The 17461-nt window shown below is 72.4% G+C and carries 14 protein-coding genes and 1 riboswitch; of the genes, 10 read left to right on the forward strand and 4 right to left on the reverse strand.

Annotation, left to right across the window (positions count from 1 at the left end):
- Window positions 1–32: 32 nt before the first annotated feature.
- Window positions 33–194, reverse strand: coding sequence for an Rv0909 family putative TA system antitoxin (locus ACFVX6_RS00490; RefSeq protein ID WP_250737350.1), 162 nt, complete (start codon window positions 192–194; stop codon window positions 33–35).
- 110 nt (window positions 195–304) lie between these two features.
- Here ACFVX6_RS00490 and ACFVX6_RS00495 point away from each other — a divergent pair, with 110 nt between their 5' ends.
- Entirely contained in the window at window positions 305–1021 is a 717-nt protein-coding gene (locus tag ACFVX6_RS00495) for an HNH endonuclease family protein (RefSeq protein WP_389686423.1), read from the forward strand.
- A 119-nt stretch (window positions 1022–1140) separates the two neighbouring features.
- Here ACFVX6_RS00495 and ACFVX6_RS00500 read toward each other — a convergent pair whose 3' ends face one another.
- On the reverse strand, window positions 1141–1848 hold the full coding sequence (locus ACFVX6_RS00500) for a hypothetical protein (RefSeq protein ID WP_389686425.1): 708 nt from the start codon (window positions 1846–1848) through the stop codon (window positions 1141–1143).
- A 144-nt stretch (window positions 1849–1992) separates the two neighbouring features.
- Between ACFVX6_RS00500 and ACFVX6_RS00505 the strand changes: the two genes are divergently transcribed.
- The 3 genes from ACFVX6_RS00505 (at window position 1993) to ACFVX6_RS00515 (ending at window position 6462) form a co-directional block, all read left to right on the forward strand.
- Complete coding sequence (locus ACFVX6_RS00505; protein WP_389686427.1) at window positions 1993–4209, forward strand: N-6 DNA methylase; 2217 nt, start codon at window positions 1993–1995, stop codon at window positions 4207–4209.
- Window positions 4210–4369: 160 nt separating this feature from the next.
- Window positions 4370–4957 carry a hypothetical protein gene (locus ACFVX6_RS00510; protein WP_389686429.1) on the forward strand — a complete coding sequence of 196 codons (588 nt, stop codon included), beginning with the start codon at window positions 4370–4372 and terminating at the stop codon, window positions 4955–4957.
- A complete protein-coding gene (locus ACFVX6_RS00515; protein WP_389686431.1) occupies window positions 4954–6462 on the forward strand; it encodes a protein kinase in 1509 nt (502 codons plus the stop codon). The genes ACFVX6_RS00510 and ACFVX6_RS00515 overlap by 4 nt, the downstream gene beginning before the upstream one ends.
- Here the strand turns inward: ACFVX6_RS00515 and ACFVX6_RS00520 are convergent.
- Window positions 6413–8851, reverse strand: coding sequence for a YfhO family protein (locus ACFVX6_RS00520; RefSeq protein WP_389686433.1), 2439 nt, complete (start codon window positions 8849–8851; stop codon window positions 6413–6415). The genes ACFVX6_RS00515 and ACFVX6_RS00520 overlap by 50 nt on opposite strands.
- A 176-nt stretch (window positions 8852–9027) precedes the next feature.
- Here ACFVX6_RS00520 and ACFVX6_RS00525 point away from each other — a divergent pair, with 176 nt between their 5' ends.
- The gene (locus ACFVX6_RS00525) at window positions 9028–9648 is read left to right on the forward strand and encodes a SurA N-terminal domain-containing protein (RefSeq protein WP_389686436.1); all 621 of its coding nucleotides are present in this window, start codon (window positions 9028–9030) and stop codon (window positions 9646–9648) included.
- 23 nt (window positions 9649–9671) lie between these two features.
- Window positions 9672–10661, forward strand: coding sequence for a nucleoside triphosphate pyrophosphohydrolase (locus ACFVX6_RS00530; RefSeq protein WP_389686438.1), 990 nt, complete (start codon window positions 9672–9674; stop codon window positions 10659–10661).
- A 46-nt stretch (window positions 10662–10707) separates the two neighbouring features.
- Here the strand turns inward: ACFVX6_RS00530 and ACFVX6_RS00535 are convergent, their stop codons facing one another.
- Window positions 10708–11919 (reverse strand): globin domain-containing protein, encoded by a 1212-nt coding sequence (locus tag ACFVX6_RS00535; RefSeq protein WP_389686440.1) that lies wholly within the window; start codon window positions 11917–11919, stop codon window positions 10708–10710.
- 172 nt (window positions 11920–12091) lie between these two features.
- Between ACFVX6_RS00535 and ACFVX6_RS00540 the strand changes: the two genes are divergently transcribed.
- The 4 genes from ACFVX6_RS00540 (at window position 12092) to eno (ending at window position 17403) form a co-directional block, all read left to right on the forward strand.
- Window positions 12092–13372: a cytochrome P450 gene (locus tag ACFVX6_RS00540; RefSeq protein ID WP_389686571.1), complete on the forward strand. Its 1281-nt coding sequence runs from the start codon at window positions 12092–12094 to the stop codon at window positions 13370–13372.
- Between the two features lie 143 nt (window positions 13373–13515).
- Window positions 13516–14634 carry a transglycosylase family protein gene (locus tag ACFVX6_RS00545; protein WP_389686442.1) on the forward strand — a complete coding sequence of 373 codons (1119 nt, stop codon included), beginning with the start codon at window positions 13516–13518 and terminating at the stop codon, window positions 14632–14634.
- Window positions 14635–14910: 276 nt separating this feature from the next.
- A riboswitch (cyclic di-AMP (ydaO/yuaA leader) is annotated at window positions 14911–15083 on the forward strand.
- Between the two features lie 2 nt (window positions 15084–15085).
- Window positions 15086–15796, forward strand: a complete 711-nt coding sequence (locus tag ACFVX6_RS00550; protein ID WP_389686444.1) for a transglycosylase family protein — start codon at window positions 15086–15088, stop codon at window positions 15794–15796.
- 320 nt (window positions 15797–16116) lie between these two features.
- Window positions 16117–17403 (forward strand): phosphopyruvate hydratase, encoded by a 1287-nt coding sequence (gene eno / locus ACFVX6_RS00555; RefSeq protein WP_266908150.1) that lies wholly within the window; start codon window positions 16117–16119, stop codon window positions 17401–17403.
- Window positions 17404–17461: the final 58 nt, after the last annotated feature.

A 17461-nucleotide genomic window follows, 5' to 3' on the forward strand; every position in this document is an offset into this window, starting at 1 on the left:
CCCCGGTCGCGGCCGTTCGCGTTCCCGCTGGGTTACTTGTTCGGGTCGTCGTCGATGCCGAGCTTCTCTTCCATCTGCTGCTGTGCCTTGTCGACTTGGTCGGCGTACTTGTTGCCGGTCTTCTCGTTGACCTCTTGCTCGAGGTTGTCGGAGATGTCCTTGCCCTTGTCCTTGAACCTGTCGAAAATCCCCATGCTCGGGCTCCTTCCGTGATCCCGTTTGCGACGCTACGCCCGTTTGGTGCGGTTCGCTCGCTGGAGGGTCGGTACGTCCCGTAAACGCATGGAGTTTATGATCTTGTCCTATGCGTCCCCACCTGCTGTTTCCCGCCCTCCTGCTCGCCTCGGCCGTCGCGCTCTCCGGCTGTACGGTGCTCCCCGAACCCGGCGCCGGTGCCGGTGCGAACGCCCCCGGACCGGCCAACGGGCCGGTGGCCCTGGCCTCGGTGGACGGGCTCGCGGTCAAGGGGCGGGCGCCGAAGACCGGGTACGCGCGCGAGCAGTTCGGCAAGGGCTGGGTGGACACGGACGGCAGCGGCTGCGGGACCCGCGAGGACATCCTCAAGCGGGACCTGGCACGGACCACCTTCAAGGACGGCTGCACGGTGCTGACCGGGGTGCTGGAGAAGGACCCCTACACCGGGGCCCGCATCACGCACGAACGGGGCCGCACCGGCGTGGACATCGACCACATCGTGGCCCTCTCCGACGCCTGGCAGAAGGGGGCCGGAGGCTGGGACAAGGGCAAGCGGATCGCCTTCGCCAACGATCCGCTGAACCTGCTCGCGGTCGATGCCGCGGCCAACCGCAAGAAGGGGGACGGCGACGCGGCCACCTGGCTTCCGCCCGACCGCGGGTACCGCTGCCGCTATGTCGCGGCCCAGATCGCGGTCAAGCAGAAGTACGGTCTGTGGGTCACGGCCGGCGAGCGCGACGCGATGAAGCGCGTGCTGACCGGCTGCCCCGGGGAGCGCCTGCCGACCGGGGGCAACCCCACCCGCCCGCCGGAACGGCTGCGCTGATCCACCCCCGGGTCGGGTCCCGGGCCGCCCTGCGGGTCCGGCCCGGACCACCCCCCTGCATCAGGCCCTGGGCCACCCGTTGGGTCGGGCCCGGACCACCCCCTGCATCAGGCCTTCGATCAGGCCTTCTTCCAGTCCTGGCAGTCGACGGTCGTGAAGAAGCCGTCACCGGCCTCGATCGTCACGACGGCCTGGCCCTCGGGGTTCTCGTTCGCGATGATCGTGTCGACGCTGCCGGACGCGTCCTTGGTGCGCTCCCAGTAGCAGCCGGTGCCGTCTTCGGTGGAGCCTGCGGACTTGTAGGTGCCCGGGGCGACGTCGACGCCGACCTTGAGCATGCCGGCCTTGCCGGACATCTCGGCCTTCGGAGTGCCCGTGGCCTTCGGGTCCACGAGCTCCCAGCCCTTGCAGCCCTCGGTCTTGAAGATCTTGTCGGTGGCGGCGATGGCCACGTACGTGGAGCCCACGGCGTTGGCGTTGTCGATGAGCGACTCCGCCTCGCCCTTGGAGTCCTTGGCGCGCTCCCAGTAGCAGTTGTCGTCGGCCTTGTTGCCCGTCGAGCGGTAGAGGCCCGGCCGGACGTCGGAGCCGACCTGGAAGGTGCCGCTGCCCTTGATGGCCGACTTCGCCTTGCCCGCGTCGGGGGTCGGGGCGCTGCTCGCCGCCGCCGCCGGCTTCGAGGCGGCCGCGTCGGCACCCTTGTCGGCGGTGGTGTCCGCGCCGCTGCATGCGCTGAGCGTCACGAGGGCGATGGCCGCGGCGTAGCCCGCCAGGACCTGCTTCCCGGGGGTGCGGGCGATCCAGCTGGTGCGCGTGGTACGGGACATGCGTGTGGCTCCTGCCTAACCTGACGGTCTGTTCGGTGTGATCATCCCAGCAGGGCCTGTGAACCGAGTCAACGAGTTTTTGATGGATTGTTAAATTCACGCTGTGAATGGGTCTCTCCTCTTTGCGGCGGTATGCTCGCGCACATGCCGGAGCAGAAGCCCCCCACCGAGGCCCCAGCCACCCCAGCCGCCCCCACAGCCCCTATCGCCCCCGAAGCCCGCGAATCCCCCGAAGTCGCCACCCCCGAAGTCGACCCCGAAGTCGTCCCCGAGGTCACCGCCGCGGAGATCTCCCGCCTGGCCGGAGTCGGCCGCGCCGCCGTGAGCAACTGGCGCCGCCGCCACGCCGACTTCCCCCGCCCCGTCGGCGGCACCGAGACCAGCCCCTCCTTCGCGTTGGCGGAGGTCACCGACTGGCTCCGGGTCCAGGGAAAGCTCGCCGAAGTCCCGCTGCGCGAGCGCGTCTGGCAGTACGTCACCGCCCACCCCGGCGGCTCCGTGGCCGCGCTCGTCAAAGCCGGGAGCGCGCTGCTCCTCGTACGCGACCGGCCCATGGAGTGGCTGGAGGCCGCGGCCGTCTCCGACGAGCGGATGGCCACCCTGCTGGCGCCCGCCCTCGACCGGGTGCTCGCCCTGCGGTTCGGGCCGGCGCACCCGCTCGGAGCCACCGCCCACCTGGTGCCCGCCGCGGTGCCCTTCCTGCGGGCCGCGGCCGAGCTCGCCGCCGAACTCGGCACCAGGGGAGCCTTCGAGTTCCTGCTCGGCCGCCACCTCGAAGCCAACCCCCGCCAGTACACGCTCACTCCGGACGGCCTCGCCCTCCTCATGGCCGCCCTCGCCGGCCCCGCCTCCGGCGCGAGCACCGGCTCCACCGGAGCGGCCGGCGCCGCGCCCTTCACGGTCCTGGACCCGGCCTGCGGCACCGGCAGCCTGCTGCGGGCCCTCCCCGGGGCCACCACCCGCTACGCACAGGACAGTTCGCCCGAGCTCGCCTCCCTCGCCGCCCTGCGCCTCGCTCTGCAGTCGGACGCCCCGGTCCGCGCCGCCGCCGCCGACAGCCTGCGCGCCGACGCCTTCGCGCGGCCCGTCGCCGAACCGGTCGACGCCGTGCTCTGCCACCCGCCGTTCAACGAACGCGACTGGGGCCACGAGGAGCTGGCCTACGACCCGCGCTGGGAATACGGACTGCCGGCCCGCGCGGAATCCGAACTCGCCTGGGTCCAGCACGCCCTGGCCCACCTGCGCGACGGCGGCACCGCCGTCCTGCTCATGCCGCCCGCCGCCGCCGCCCGCCGCTCCGGCCGCCGGATCCGGGCCGACCTGCTGCGCCGGGGCGCGCTGCGGGCCGTCGTCGCCCTCCCGGCCGGCGCCGCTCCGCCGTACGGGATCCCGCTGCACCTGTGGGTGCTGCGCAGGCCCGCCCCGCACGCGGCGCCCCCCTCGGGACTGCTCCTCGTGGACACCGCCGCTCTCGCCGACGGGCCCGGGCAGGGACCGGGGCCGGGGCGGGCCGGGTGGGCCGCCGTGCACAGCGCGGTGGAGGAGGCCTGGACGGCGTACGAGCGCGGCGGCCCGGCCCCGGACGTGCCGGGCGTGCGCCGCGTGGTGCCCGTCGTGGACCTGCTCGACGACGATGTGGACCTGACCCCGGCCCGCCACCTGCCGCCGCCCGCCGCGGGCGGCGGCCTGGCCGAGCTGACCGCCGTACGGGACCGGCTGGACTCGACGCTGACCCGCGCGACCCGGCTCACCCCGCCCGCCCCGCCCGCCGCCTCCCCGGACCGGCCCGCCGCCGCGCCCGCCCGGCTGCCGCTGACCACCGTCGGCGAACTCGCCCGCGCCGGAGCCCTGCTCCTCTACACGGGCACGGGCAGCGGAGCGGGTCGGGCCCCCGTGCTGACCGAGTACGACGTGAGCGCCGGCACCGGGCCCTCCGGCACCCTGGCCGCCGCCGCGGAGCAGCCGCTGCTGACCGCACCCGGTGACGTGGTCGTCCCCCTCGCCGGAGGCGCCGGAGTGGCCCGCGTGGTCGACGCGGCCACCGCCGGGGCGGCGCTCGGCCGTGGCCTGCAACTGCTGCGGCCCGATCAGGGCGCGCTGGACCCCTGGTTCCTGGCCGGGTTCCTGCGCGCCACCGCCAACAACCGTCGCGCCAGCAGCCACGCCTCCACCACGACCCGGCTCGACGTGCGCCGCCTCGAACTGCCCCGGCTGCCACGGAGCGAGCAGGAGGTCTACGGGGCGCGGTTCCGGGCGCTGGCCGAGTTCGAGGACGCCCTGAGGCTGGCCGCCCGGCTCGGGGAGCAGCTCGTACAGGGGCTGTACGACGGATTGTCGGACGGCACGGTCCGGCCGGAATGAGGGCGGCGGACCGCCCGGGGCTGCGACCGTACAACGGTTGAGCGCATCCCCTCACTCCCGGCCGGGAACGCTGTATACGCTCTGACCCGGAATCCTCCGCACTTCTTCGCCCTTCCGCCCTTTCTCCGCCCTTTCTCCGCACGGCCCGTCAGGAGCAGCGATGCACGGCCCCGGCACCCCGCCGCCCCACGGACACCAGCCCACCACCGGGAGCGTGGTGGCGCTCCGCGTGCTGTTCGCGCTGCTGCCGATCCTGAGCTGCGGGTTCCTCGCCTGGGGGACGATGCTGCGGCTCGCTCTGATCACCCGCAAACCCCGGGACTGGTGGCTGCTCGGGGCCTCCGGCGTGGCCGAGGTGGTGTCGCTGGCACTGATCGGCGCGGACCCGACCGAGGACGTCAGCGGCTGGCAGAGCGACGTGGGGGCCTTCGGCACGCTCCTGAACGGCCTCGCGGTGTGCATCTACTACCTCGTCGCCGAGATCCGGCACTTCGAGGCGCTCAAGGCCGGGCCCGCCGCGGCCGGCTGGTACCCGCCGCCCGCCTCCCCCTACGTACCGCCCCAGCAGCCGGCCGGGCCCGCCTACGGATACCCGCCGGTGGCCCAGCCCGCCCCGCAGCAGGCCCCCGAGTCCGCGCCCGCCCCGACGGCGCCCCCGCGCATCGGGCAGGTCCGCGCCGAACTCGACGAGCTCAGCGAGCTCCTGCGCCGCCAGCAGCCGCCCCACAACGAGGACCCCCGCCCGTGACGGACCGGCTCATCGGTGACCGCTACCAGCTCGCCACCATCCTGGGCCAGGGCGGCATGGGCCAGGTGTGGACGGCGTACGACCGGCGCCTGGACCGCCGCGTCGCGGTCAAACTGCTGCGCCCCGACAAGGTGGCCGGCCCCGGCTCCGTGGCCGAGGAGCTGCGCCGCCGCTTCGTGCGCGAATGCCGGGTCACGGCTCAGGTCGACCACCCCGGGCTGGTCACCGTGCACGACGCGGGCAGCGACGGCGACGAGCTGTACCTCGTCATGCAGTACGTGGAGGGCGCCGACCTCGCCGACCACCTCGCCGAGCACGATCCCTATCCGTGGCCGTGGGCGGTCTCGGTGATCGCGCAGCTGTGCTCGGTGCTGTCGGCCGTGCACGCGGTGCCGATCGTGCACCGGGACCTGAAGCCGCGCAACGTCATGGTCCGCCCCGACGGGACCGTGCTGGTCCTCGACCTCGGTGTCGCCTCCGTGATGGACACCGACACCACCCGCCTCACCAGCACCGGTTCGCCGATCGGCAGCCCCGCGTACATGGCCCCCGAGCAGGCCATGGGCGGGGCCGTCGGCCCGCACACCGACCTCTACGCGCTCGGCGTGGTCCTGTACGAGCTGCTGTCCGGCAACGTCCCCTTCGCCGGCTCCACCGCGCTCGGGGTGCTCCACCGCCACCTGTACGAACCCCCGCTCCCGGTGCGCCAGTTGCGTCCCGAGGTCCCGCAGCAGCTGGAAGCCGTACTCCTGCACCTGCTGGCCAAGGACCCGCAGGACCGCCCCGCCTCCGCGCAGGCGGTGTACGCGGCCCTCGCGCCGCTGCTGCCCCACCACGGCTCGGGCGCCCCCACCGGCCCCCTCGACCCGACCCGCCCCTTCCTGCGCCCGCAAGCCCCCTGGCCCGACCGCGCCACCGTGATCCCGCCCCGGCCCGCGACTCCGCCCCCGCCGCCGAGGCCGGACGTCCCGGCGGCCGTCGAGGAGGCCAAGAAGCTCCTCGACCAGGGCAGGCTCACTCAAGCCGTGGACATCCTCGGCGGCATCCTCCCGGCGGCGGCCGAGCAGCACGGCGCGCACTCGCCGGTGGTCCGCTCCCTGCGCAAGCAGTACGCGGCCACGCTGATGGACGACGGCCAGTACCGGCGCGCCCTGCCCGAACTGCGCCGGCTCGCGGAGGAGTTCCCGGCCGGCGACCCGCAGTCCCTGCGCTTCCGCTACGACGCGGCCCAGTGCCTGGAACAGCTCGGCGAACCGGCGGCCGCCCTCGCCGAGTACCGCGCGCTGCTGCCGCTCTTCGAGAACCACTACGCGAACCCGGACCCGGGCCTCCCGCTGGAGGTCCGCCGCCGCATAGCGCACCTGCTGCTCTCCCTCGGCGACCGTCCGGCGGCCCACGACACCCTGGCGCGCCTCCTCTTCGACGCGGAACGCCTGCACGGCCCGAACCACCCCTTCACCGAGGAGGTCCGCCGCACCCTGCTCTGGCTGGGCCAGGTCCGCTGACGCTCCGGCCGGGGCAGGTCCGCCGACGCCGCCCGCCCGCCGCGAGCGGGCCGGGCCGGCCGGGCAGACCCAGCAGGGCCGCCAGGAGCAGCAGGGCCGCCACCGCGACCGCCGCCCCCGGGATGAGGCCGGGGGGCCGGAAGGTGCAGCTGAGACTGGTGGTGCGGCCGTCCAGCGGGACCGCGATCAGGCCCAGCCGGCCGGCGGCCGGGCGGCCGTTGCAGGTCCAGCCCGCGATCGCGGGGGCGGAGAGCACCGCCGTGCCCGTGCTGCCCGGCGGGAGCACGGCGCGGACGCCCGAGGAGCCGACCCGTACGGACACCGCCGCCGTGGCGCGCAGTCGGGCGACGGCCGAGGTCAGCAGGGAGCGGTCCAGGCAGGACAGCTGCCAGTGCGCCGGAGCCGCCTGCTCGAAGACCAGCACCGAGGCAGGGCCGTGCGAGACCCCCAGAGGCTGGAGGGCGGCCCTGTTGCGGGGCGGGTTGGCGTTCAGGCGGAAGGGCGGGCCGTCCGCGCGGCGGGCCGTGCCGTTGTACTCCGGGGCCCACAGGAAGGCCTCCGTCCCGGCCCGGCAGACCCCGGGGGAGAGCGGGTCCTCGTACACCCGCGCGCCCAGCAGGAGCTCCTGGTTGGCGAAGGGCGAGGCCCCGTAGGCGGGTTCCGCACCCGGCGGGCGTACGGTGACCAGCGGCGGGACCTCGGCCCGCGCGACCGTGCCGTCGGGCCGCAGCCGGGCGCCGACGGAGAACACGGCGTCCGTCACGGGATTGTCGAGGCTCTGCACGTTGCGGCCGCGCGAGGTCCAGCCCGCGCCCAGGGCCGCCATGGTCCGTGTGAACAGGTCCGGGGTGTGGCTGCTGTAGTACGCGCCGCCCTCCCCGCCCAGCAGCATCGGGTCGTTGCCGGTCAGCGCCGGCCGCCCGGCGTCCGTGCGGTACGCGGGCCAGCCCTCGGTTCCCGCCAGGGCCCCGGCGCGCGCCGAGTGGGCCGCGCCCCAGACGGGGTAGTCGTCCAGCCCCGCCAGCTTGCCCTTATGCCCGTACGCGGTCGTCGCCGACGCCTGGGCCGGCAGGACCAGCGCCAGCACGGCCGCCGCGGGCAGGACCAGGCGCGGGTGGCGCAGCGCCCACCAAGCCGCGCCCGCCACCACCAGGCCGCCGCCGAAGAGGGCGAGTCCCCACGGGGTCGCGAGCCGGCTCCCGCTCGCCGCGAGCAGGACGGCCGCCAGCACCGCCGCGCCGCCCGTCAGCGCCCACGGCCCGGGCGGCCCGGCCGACAGCCCCGCCCAGGCGGCCATCACCACGATCCCGGCCAGCACGAAGGTCTGCCGGTACGGGCTGCCGTTGGGCGTCGCGAAGAGGTGCCAGGCCAGGTGCGTCGGCATCCACTGGAAGGACAGCAGCACCAGCAGGACGAGCCCCGTCCACACCAGCCGCTCCCGCCCCGCCACGGCCCGGTGGAAGGGCAGGGCCGCCGCGAGCAGCAGGGTCCCGGTGCCGATGAACAGGGCGGGGGAGGAGAAGGAGTAGGTGGCGGGCAGCAGCCGGGCCAGCAGGTCCTCGGTCGCCACCGGCACGAAGGGCTTGAACCACCCCGGGTAGGCCTGCTTCGAGCTGAGGAAGAGGGGCACGAGCACCGGCGCCGACAGGGCGACGCCCAGCGCGGTGGTCAGCGCCGCCCGCACCAGGACCCGTAGCCGAGCCGCCGCGCCCTCCCGGGTGAGGAGCAGCCGGACCAGCAGCACCAGGACCGCGCCCAGCGTCGCCATGTAGGCGGTGTAGAAGTTCGCCGTCCAGCAGAGCGCCACCACCACCACGGCCGCCGCCGGGCGGCGCGAGCGCAACGCCCACTCACCCGTCAGACACAGGAGCGGGAAGGCGATCAGCCCGTCCAGCCACATCGGGTTGTACGAGGCCTCGATCACCGACCAGCCGCACAGCGCGTACGAGGCCCCGAGCAGCCCCGCCGCCCACACCGGCCCGCGCCGCTGGGTGCGCAGCAGCCAGGCCATCGCCGCCGCCGCGGCCGCCGTCTTGAGCACGGTGACCACGTACACCGCGAGGTCGATGTCCTGGCGCGGGAACAGCCCCACCAGGACCGCGAACGGGCTGGTCAGGTAGGTCCCGAAGTCGGGCAGGAAGCTGGTCCCGTAGCCGGACTGCCAGTTCAGCAGCAGCCCGCCCTCGGCGCGTCCGTGCAGCAGGTCCCACAGGTGCGCGTGGAAGGGCACGAACTGATTGCCGAGGTCGTTGATGCTGCGGTGGCGGGGCCCGTACGGGAAGACGCGCGCCACGGCGTCGCCGGCGCCCACGGCCACCACCGTGACCAGGGCGGCGAGCGCCGAGCCGAGCAGACCGGGGCGGCGCGGGGAGCGGTGCGGTGTCGACATGGTGGGCCGACCCTGGCACTCCCGGTGGGCCGAAGGGTGGCCATCGGTGGACGCGAACCCCAACACCCCCGGAATCGTTGGTCGAACCGGTGGCTCTGATCACCTCGACTGCATAACATCGATCACCGCACGGCCCTTGTGCACCGAAGCACAATCTCCCGGCCCTGGAGGCTCCTTTGCACCGTCGCACAGCGCTCTCCGTTTCCGCCGCCCTGCTCCTGGCGGCCCCTCTGCTGTCCGCGTGCTCGGGCGAAGCCCGCCCCGGCACCGCGGCCGTGATCGGCGGCGAACGGATCACCACCTCCGCGCTCCAGGCCCAGGTGAACGACGTCCGCTCCGCACAGAACCGCTCCGAACACGCGGCCGAGCTCATCGCGGCCGTCCCGCAGCTCGACCGGGTCAAGCTCAGCACGATGCTGCAGAGCCGGATCCTCGACCGGATGGCGAAGGACGCCGGGATCACCGTCACCCCCAAGGAGCTCCAGGACGCCCGCAAGGCCTACGACGAGGGCAACCGCGGGGCTGCGGCGTTCGAGGAGGCGATCTTGCAGAAGGCCGCGGTCGCCCCCGACCAGATCGAGCGCTGGGTAAGGGACCAGGTGCTCTTCGAGAAGCTGAACGCCAAGTACGGCGAGGGCAAGCTCGCCGAGCCCGCCGCGAAGGCCGCGGCCGGGCTCGGCATCGAGGTCAACCCGCGCTACGGCGTCTGGGACCCCCAGCGGGTCACCCTCGGCGAGCACTCCACCCCCTGGATCACCCAGGTCACCCGGCCCGAGCAGCCCCCCACCGGCGCCTAGGCCGGGGGAGGTAGGTTCGGAGGGTGACTGACGACGTGTCCTCCGAGCCCACCGGCCGCATCGTGCTGCTGACCACGAGCCACCGGGTGGCCCCCGGCATGCTGTCCTGGCCGGCCTGGCAAACCCTGCAGGCCGCGGACCGGGTGCTGTGCGCCGACCCGGGACACGTCCAGCTCCCCTACCTGCGCGAGGCGGGCGTCGAGGTCGCCCTGGAGGCCCCCGACGCCCAGGCGCTGATCGAGGAGTGCGCCGGCGGGCACACGGTCGTCGTCCTGCTCAGCGGTGAGGGAGACCGGCGGCTCACCGACGGGCTGGCCCGTTTCGCCGGCTCCGGCCGGGTCGCCGTACCGGACCTGGAGCTGCTGCCGGGCTCGTACGATCTGCCCGGCGCGCGCCTGCTCGACCTCGTCCAGGTCATGGACCGGGTCCGGCGCGAATGCCCCTGGACCTCGGAGCAGACCCACGAGGGACTGGCGAAGTACGCCATCGAAGAGGCCTACGAGCTGGTCGAGGCGATCGAGGCCGGGGACCGCGAGGAACTGCGCGAGGAACTCGGGGACGTCCTGCTCCAGGTGGTCTTCCACGCGCGCATCGCGGAGGAGGGCGGACCCGGTGAAGAGGACGAGGCGTTCTCCATCGACGACGTGGCGGGAGCCCTCGTCGAGAAGTTGATCCACCGGCACCCGCACGTCTTCGGCGACGCCACGGCGGAAACCCCGGAGGACGTGAACGCACACTGGCAGCGCACCAAGCAGGTGGAGAAGCAGCGGGAGTCGGTGACCGACGGGATCCCGCTCGGCCAGCCCGGTCTCGCGCTCGCGTCCAAGCTGGCGGGTCGCGCCCGCGCGGGGGCGGTACCCGTGGACCTGCCCCGCGGGGAGGGGGTCGGGTACGAACTGCTGGAGTTGGCGGCGCGCGCCGAGGCGGCGGGGACCGACCCCGAGACCGCGCTGCGCGCAGCGGCCCGGACCTACCGGGACGCGATCCGTGCGGCCGAGGGCGTCGGCGAGTAGCCCTCAGCAGCGGGAGGTCCCGCAACGACGTCAGGCAGCGATGTTCTCAATACTCCCGGGGCGCGCGGCCGGACGGGTTGTGCCAGTGCGGGTCGGGGCGGTTCAGGAACCACTCGCCGAAGCCCATCGGGCGGCTCGCGTCGTCCTGGCTCTTGCCACTGGCAGGTACGGAGTCGTAGAAGATCCGGTCGGGACGTGCGCCGAGCCCCTCCAGGAGGTACGAGGTCTCCCGGATGAACTGCGGCGGACCGCTCAGGTAGACGTCCTGGTCGGGCCAGAGCCCGCGGTTGCTGAGCGCGGTCGCCAGCCGGTCGGTGGCCTGGTTGCGGTGCTGGCCGGGGGCGGGGGTGATGTAGGTGACGCTCAGCCAGTCGAGGGAGTCCGCGTACGCGTCGATGAGCGGGCGGTCGTAGAGGTGCGCGGCGTCCCGTGCGACCACGAAGAGCCGCACGTCCTGATCGGGAGGGTGTTCCGCCAGGTCCTCCAGCATCGCGCGGACCGGGGCCCAGCCGGTGCCGGCGGCTATGAAGCTGACCGGGCGGTCCTCGCGGCGGAAGGTCATCTGTCCGCCGGCGGCGCCGAGCCGCAGCACGTCCCCGGGCTGCGTCTCGCGGATCAGGGCGGTGCTGAGGCGGCCGCCCTCGATCCGGCTGACGTGCAGGTCGAGCGTCCCGTCGGCGCGGGGGGCGTTCCCCAGGGAGTACGTGCGCCAGGTGGTCGGCACCCGGTTGCTGCTCACGCTCGTGTACTGGCCGGGGAGATGGGGGAAGTGCACGTGCGGGCGGAGGGTGAGGACGCCGATGTCCTCCCCGTACAACAGGTGGCGTACGACTTCCGAGTCCCACCAGGGCGGATCGTCGCTGGCGGCGGCGCCGGCCATCATCGCGTCGGCGATCATCTGGTACGCCTCTGACCAGGCCTTTTCGACCTGGGGATGCCAGGCGGACCCGGAGGCCTCGGCGAGCGCGGCGATGAGGCTGGTGCCCACGGCCGCGTAGTGCTCGTGCCCCGCCAGGAACTTGCGGTGGTCGCGGCCGAGGTCGCGTAGATAGGGGACGAGCGTCTCGTTCTCCAGGTGGGCGATCACATGGGTGAGCGCGGCGAAGAGCCGGTCCCGCTGTCGCTCCATGTCTTCGAAGGAGGCCGGGAAGAGATCACGGACTCCGGGGTTGTGCCAGAAGAGGTGGGAGTAGAAGAACTTGACCGCATGCTCGGCCCGTCTCTCCACCACCGCGAAGCTGCTTTTCAAGATCCTCACATCCACAAAACCGAAAGTAGGAACGCCGGGGAACGTGAGGTCAAGCCAGAGCCGATCTACGGACAGCCGCGACAACTGACCCATATGGGGTGATGGGTGGCGGGCGGGATACGGTCTCCGGGTGCACGAGCAGACCCCCGCAGCCCCCGAAGAGCCCGCCGCCGACCAGTCCGTGGACGGATCCACGGGCGGATCCGCAGACGGATCCGCCCCACCGCCGACCCTGTTCGACTGGGAGTTCGCGACCGACCCGTACCCGGCGTACGCCTGGCTGCGCGAGCACGCACCCGTGCACCGCACCACGCTCCCCAGCGGGGTCGAGGCCTGGCTCGTCACCCGGTACTCCGACGCCCGCCACGCCCTCGCCGACCAGCGGCTCAGCAAGAACCCGGCCCACCACGAGGGCTCCGCGCACGCCAAGGGCCGCACCGGCATCCCGGGGGAGCGCAAGGCGGAGCTGATGACCCACCTCCTCAACATCGACCCGCCGGACCACACCCGGCTGCGTCGGCTGGTGTCGAAGGCGTTCACCCCGCGCAGGGTGGCCGAGTTCACCCCGAGGGTGCAGGAACTGACCGACCACCTCATTGATCAGTTCTGCGAGAAGGGCGAGGCCGACCTCATCCACGAGTTCGCCTTCCCGCTCCCCATCTACGCCATCTGCGAGATGCTCGGTGTACCGCGGGAGGACCAGGACGACTTCCGCGACTGGGCGGGCATGATGATCCGGCACGGCGGCGGGCCGCGCGGCGGGGTGGCCCGGTCCGTGAAGCAGATGCGCACCTATCTCGGGGAGCTCATCCACCGCAAGCGCGACGACCTCGGCGACGACCTGATCTCCGATCTGATCCGGGCCAGCGACCACGGCGACCACCTCACGGAGGCAGAGGCCACGGCGATGGCCTTCATCCTCTTGTTCGCGGGGTTCGAAACCACGGTCAACCTCATCGGCAACGGGGTCCACTCCCTCTTCATGAACCCGGAGCAGCGCGAACGCCTCCAGCTGTCCCTCGCCGCCGGCGAGAGCGGGCTGCTGGCCACCGGCGTGGAGGAGCTGCTGCGCTACGACGGCCCCGTGGAGCTGGCCACCTGGCGGTTCGCCACCGAACCCTTCGTCCTCGGCGGCCAGGACATCGCGGCCGGGGATCCGGTGCTGGTGGTCCTGGCGGCCGCCGACCGGGACCCCGAACGGTTCGCCGAACCGGACACCCTGGACCTCTCCCGGACCGACAACCAGCACCTCGGGTACGGGCACGGCATCCACTACTGCCTGGGCGCCCCGCTCGCCCGGCTCGAAGGGCAGACCGCGCTCGCGACCCTGCTGACGCGGCTGCCCGATCTGGAACTGGCCGTGCCTCCCGAGGAGCTGCGCTGGCGCGGCGGGCTCATCATGCGGGGGCTGCGGACGCTCCCGGTCCGCTTCACGGCCGAATCCACAGCCCAAAACGCCTGAAACCGGCCTGACCTGAAGTCAGTTGACTGCCCAAACTTGTGACAGGCGTTCGAAGGCGACTAGGTTCTGCCGTTACCCCGCCGTTATGCGAAAGGTGCAGCCTCATGCGTTCCGGGAACGGCCGCCACAGACGCCCCCGACAAGTGCCCGCACTTGTCGTCACCGCCGGAGTCACCGGCACCGCACTCGCCCTGCCGCTGCTCGCGGCCACCGGCGCGAGCGCCGCGGAGACCTCCACATGGGACAAGGTCGCCGAGTGTGAGAGCGGTGGCACGTGGAGTGCCAACTTCGGCGGCGGCACCTACGGCGGGCTGCAGTTCAGCCAGGAGCAGTGGAAGAACGCCGGCGGGCTCGACTTCGCCGAGCGCGCCGACCTCGCCAGCCGCTCCCAGCAGATCGCCGTGGCCGAACGGGTACTGGCTTCCCAGGGCCCCCAGGCGTGGCCGCTGTGCGGAGTGCCGGCCGGTCTGACGCAGGACGCGCCGGCCGCCGTGGTGGACCCGGGTCTGCCCAGCGGTTCCGGATCCGCCACCCCCGCCCCGTCCCGCCCGGACGACTCCGTGCCCCACACCGGCACGGGCAAGCCGTCCACGGACTTCGGTGCCCCGACGCCCGAGAGCCCGGCTCCGTCGGCCCCGTCGGAGTCGCCACTTCCGGACTATCCGATCGGCGTGCCCGGCGAACTGCCCGTCATGCCCGCTCCGGACCTCCAGGCACCGCCTCCCGGGCTCCCGGGCGACCCGACGGCTCCCACGAGCCCCGTGGACCCCACCGCCCCGGTGGGCCCCGTCACTCCGGCGGACCCCACGACTCCGCCGCCGTCCGTGGACCCGACCGCGCCGGTGGACCCGACGGCTCCCGTGACCCCGTCGGTTCCGGGGGACTCGGCGAACCCGACGAACCCTGGCAATTCGGTGAACCCAGGCATTCCGGCAATTCCGGTCAACCCGGTTGATCCCACGGCCCCGACGACTCCGGCCGCCCCCGGCGATTCCGCTGCCCCGAGCGCTCCGGCGACCCCCGGCGCGACCGAGGGCGGCGGAAAGCACCGCGGCCAGGCGGCGGTCGAGACGCCCGCCGCGCCTGACGCCTCGTCGGAGCCGACGTACACCGTGAAGGCGGGCGACAGCCTCATCACGATCGCGGACGCCAACGGAGTGAAGGGCGGCTGGAAGGGGCTCTACGAGGCCAACGAGCAGGTCATCGGCGGCGATGCAGACCTGATCAAGCCCGGTCAGAACCTGGATCTAACGCACCAATAAGGGCACTTAAGGCGTCCGGAACCAGCTGATTGTCCGTTTTCTGTAAGTGAGACATGTGTCTCTTCAGGTCAACTGGCGTGTCCGGCCCGGACGGTTCCGCAAACCCCGCCCTCACCTGCGCAAACACCCTTCCGGGGAGCGCAAGTAGGCACCGCTTCCCCCCGATGTTCCTCGTTGAACATCGGGGGGAGACCTGTCTACCTTCTGAATCGCTCGCCACCGCGGGCTCCTTCGACCGCATCGCCGAATCCTGCCGGCGGACGGAGGGAACACTCGTCGCGTAAAGCGCCGAAGGCAGGAGCGGGGGAACCAAGGTAGGCGCCGGTAGCGGCCGTTGAGAGACGGTCACATCAGCCGGCTAGGGGTTAAGCCAAGCGCTAGGTCGCTCGGCCGGGCACTCACTCGCCCGAACCCGACAGCTCACCTCGTAGGCGTCGGTGAGGAGAACTCCATGCTGCTTTCGGGCAAGGGCAAGCACCGTCGCGGCTCCAAGGCCGTCCGCATCGTCACGCTCGCCGGTGTCGCCGGCGTCGCCGTGGCCGCGCCGCTGATGGCCGCGGGCACCGCTTCCGCTGCGACCGCCGGTGAATGGGACCGCGTCGCCGCGTGCGAGTCCGGCGGCAACTGGTCCATCAACACGGGCAACGGCTACTACGGCGGCCTGCAGTTCTCGTCCTCCACGTGGGCCGCGTACGGCGGCAAGTCGTACGCCGCGCAGGCCAACCAGGCCTCCAAGTCGCAGCAGATAGCCATCGCCGAGAAGGTCCTCAAGGGCCAGGGCAAGGGCGCCTGGCCGTCCTGTGGCGTGGGCCTGTCGAACTCCTCCTACACCGGCGGCTCGGCGGAGACCCCCTCCAAGCCGAAGACCCAGCCGAAGGCTGCGCCGAAGCAGGAGAAGAAGGCCGAGCCGAAGAAGGAGACCAAGCGCGTCGAGGCTCCGACCACCCGCTCCGAGCGTCCGGCCGTCGCGCCCGAATCCCCCAAGAGCGCTGCCCCCAAGACGGGCAACGGCTCCTACGAGGTCAAGTCCGGCGACACGCTGGGTGCGATCGCCGACGCGAACAACGTGTCCGGTGGCTGGGAGAAGCTCTTCGAGCTCAACAAGGACATCGTCTCGGACGCCGACCTGATCTTCCCGGGTCAGAAGCTGAACCTCAGCTGAAACATGTGAGAACGGTCGTGGCCGCTTCGGCGACGCGCAGTAGTTCCACACGTAGCTCCACCACGTAATTCCACCGCCCGGCGCGCAACCCCCTTCGCGCCGGGCGGTGCTGTGTGCGGGCGCGCTCGGCCTGACGGACCCTCCGGATCGCCGATGATCAAGGGTCCTATGTCCTGTAAGAGGGGCATTCAGGCCCTTTTTCGTCCCAGGACCCGGGCGGTCGGCTGGCCGAGTGCCCGGAGCCGGTTAGGCTCTAAGCGGCAAGGCCATCCCACGGCCTGACATGCCACCGCACACCCAGCGTCACATCCCAGAAGGAGATGCTCGTGCCGTCCATCGACGTCGTCGTAGCCCGGGAAATCCTGGACTCCCGAGGCAATCCCACGGTCGAGGTCGAGGTGGGCCTCGACGATGGCAGCACCGGCCGTGCTGCAGTCCCGTCCGGCGCCTCCACCGGAGCGTTCGAAGCCGTAGAGCTCCGCGACGGTGACCCCAACCGCTACATGGGCAAGGGCGTCGAGAAGGCGGTCCTCGCCGTCATCGAGCAGCTCGGCCCGGAGCTCGTCGGCTACGACGCCACCGAGCAGCGCCTGATCGACCAGGCGATGATCGACCTGGACGCCACCGAGAACAAGGGCTCCCTCGGCGCCAACGCCATCCTCGGTGTCTCCCTCGCCGTCGCGCACGCCGCGTCCGAGGCCTCCGACCTCCCGCTCTTCCGCTACCTCGGCGGCCCGAACGCGCACCTGCTGCCCGTTCCGATGATGAACATCCTGAACGGTGGGTCGCACGCCGACTCCAACGTCGACATCCAGGAGTTCATGATCGCCCCGATCGGCGCGGAGTCCTTCTCCGAGGCCCTTCGCTGGGGTGCCGAGGTCTACCACACCCTCAAGAAGGTCCTGCACACCAAGGGCCTCTCCACCGGTCTGGGCGACGAGGGCGGCTTCGCGCCGAACCTCGAGTCGAACCGCGCCGCGCTGGACCTCATCGTCGAGGCCATCAAGCAGGCCGGCTACGTCCCGGGCAAGGACATCGCGCTCGCGCTCGACGTCGCCGCGTCCGAGTTCTACAAGGACGGCAAGTACGAGTTCGAGGGCCAGTCCCGCTCGGCCGCCGAGATGACCGAGTACTACGAGGAGCTCGTCTCCGCGTACCCGCTCGTGTCCATCGAGGACCCGCTGTACGAAGACGACTGGTCGGGCTGGAAGACCCTCACCGACAAGCTGGGCGCGAAGGTCCAGATCGTCGGCGACGACCTCTTCGTCACCAACCCCGAGCGTCTTGCCCGCGGCATCGAAGAGGGCTCGGCGAACGCCCTGCTCGTCAAGGTGAACCAGATCGGTTCGCTGACCGAGACGCTGGACGCCGTCGAGATGGCCCAGCGCAACGGTTTCAAGTGCATGATGTCGCACCGCTCCGGTGAGACCGAGGACGTCACCATCGCCGACCTCGCGGTCGCCGTGAACTGCGGCCAGATCAAGACCGGCGCCCCGGCCCGCTCGGACCGCGTCGCCAAGTACAACCAGCTGCTGCGCATCGAGGAGATCCTCGACGACGCCGCCGTGTACGCGGGCCGCAGCGCGTTCCCGCGCTTCAAGGGCTGATCAGTCCTTTAGGGCGCAAGCCTCCCTACGTCCCCGCACTCGGTCCCGTACCGTGTGC

The organism is Streptomyces sp. NPDC058289 (assembly GCF_042880975.1).
In the GTDB taxonomy this organism is placed as follows: domain Bacteria; phylum Actinomycetota; class Actinomycetes; order Streptomycetales; family Streptomycetaceae; genus Streptomyces; species Streptomyces stoeckheimensis.

Bases quoted from the DNA above. Each gene is read 5' to 3' on its own strand.
- ACFVX6_RS00490 (WP_250737350.1), bottom strand. From the start codon at position 194: ATGGGGATTTTCGACAGGTTCAAGGACAAGGGCAAGGACATCTCCGAC.
- ACFVX6_RS00495 (WP_389686423.1), top strand. From the start codon at position 305: ATGCGTCCCCACCTGCTGTTTCCCGCCCTCCTGCTCGCCTCGGCCGTC.
- ACFVX6_RS00500 (WP_389686425.1), bottom strand. From the start codon at position 1,848: ATGTCCCGTACCACGCGCACCAGCTGGATCGCCCGCACCCCCGGGAAG.
- ACFVX6_RS00505 (WP_389686427.1), top strand. From the start codon at position 1,993: ATGCCGGAGCAGAAGCCCCCCACCGAGGCCCCAGCCACCCCAGCCGCC.
- ACFVX6_RS00510 (WP_389686429.1), top strand. From the start codon at position 4,370: ATGCACGGCCCCGGCACCCCGCCGCCCCACGGACACCAGCCCACCACC.
- ACFVX6_RS00520 (WP_389686433.1), bottom strand. From the start codon at position 8,851: ATGTCGACACCGCACCGCTCCCCGCGCCGCCCCGGTCTGCTCGGCTCG.
- ACFVX6_RS00550 (WP_389686444.1), top strand. From the start codon at position 15,086: ATGCTGCTTTCGGGCAAGGGCAAGCACCGTCGCGGCTCCAAGGCCGTC.
- eno (WP_266908150.1), top strand. From the start codon at position 16,117: ATGCTCGTGCCGTCCATCGACGTCGTCGTAGCCCGGGAAATCCTGGAC.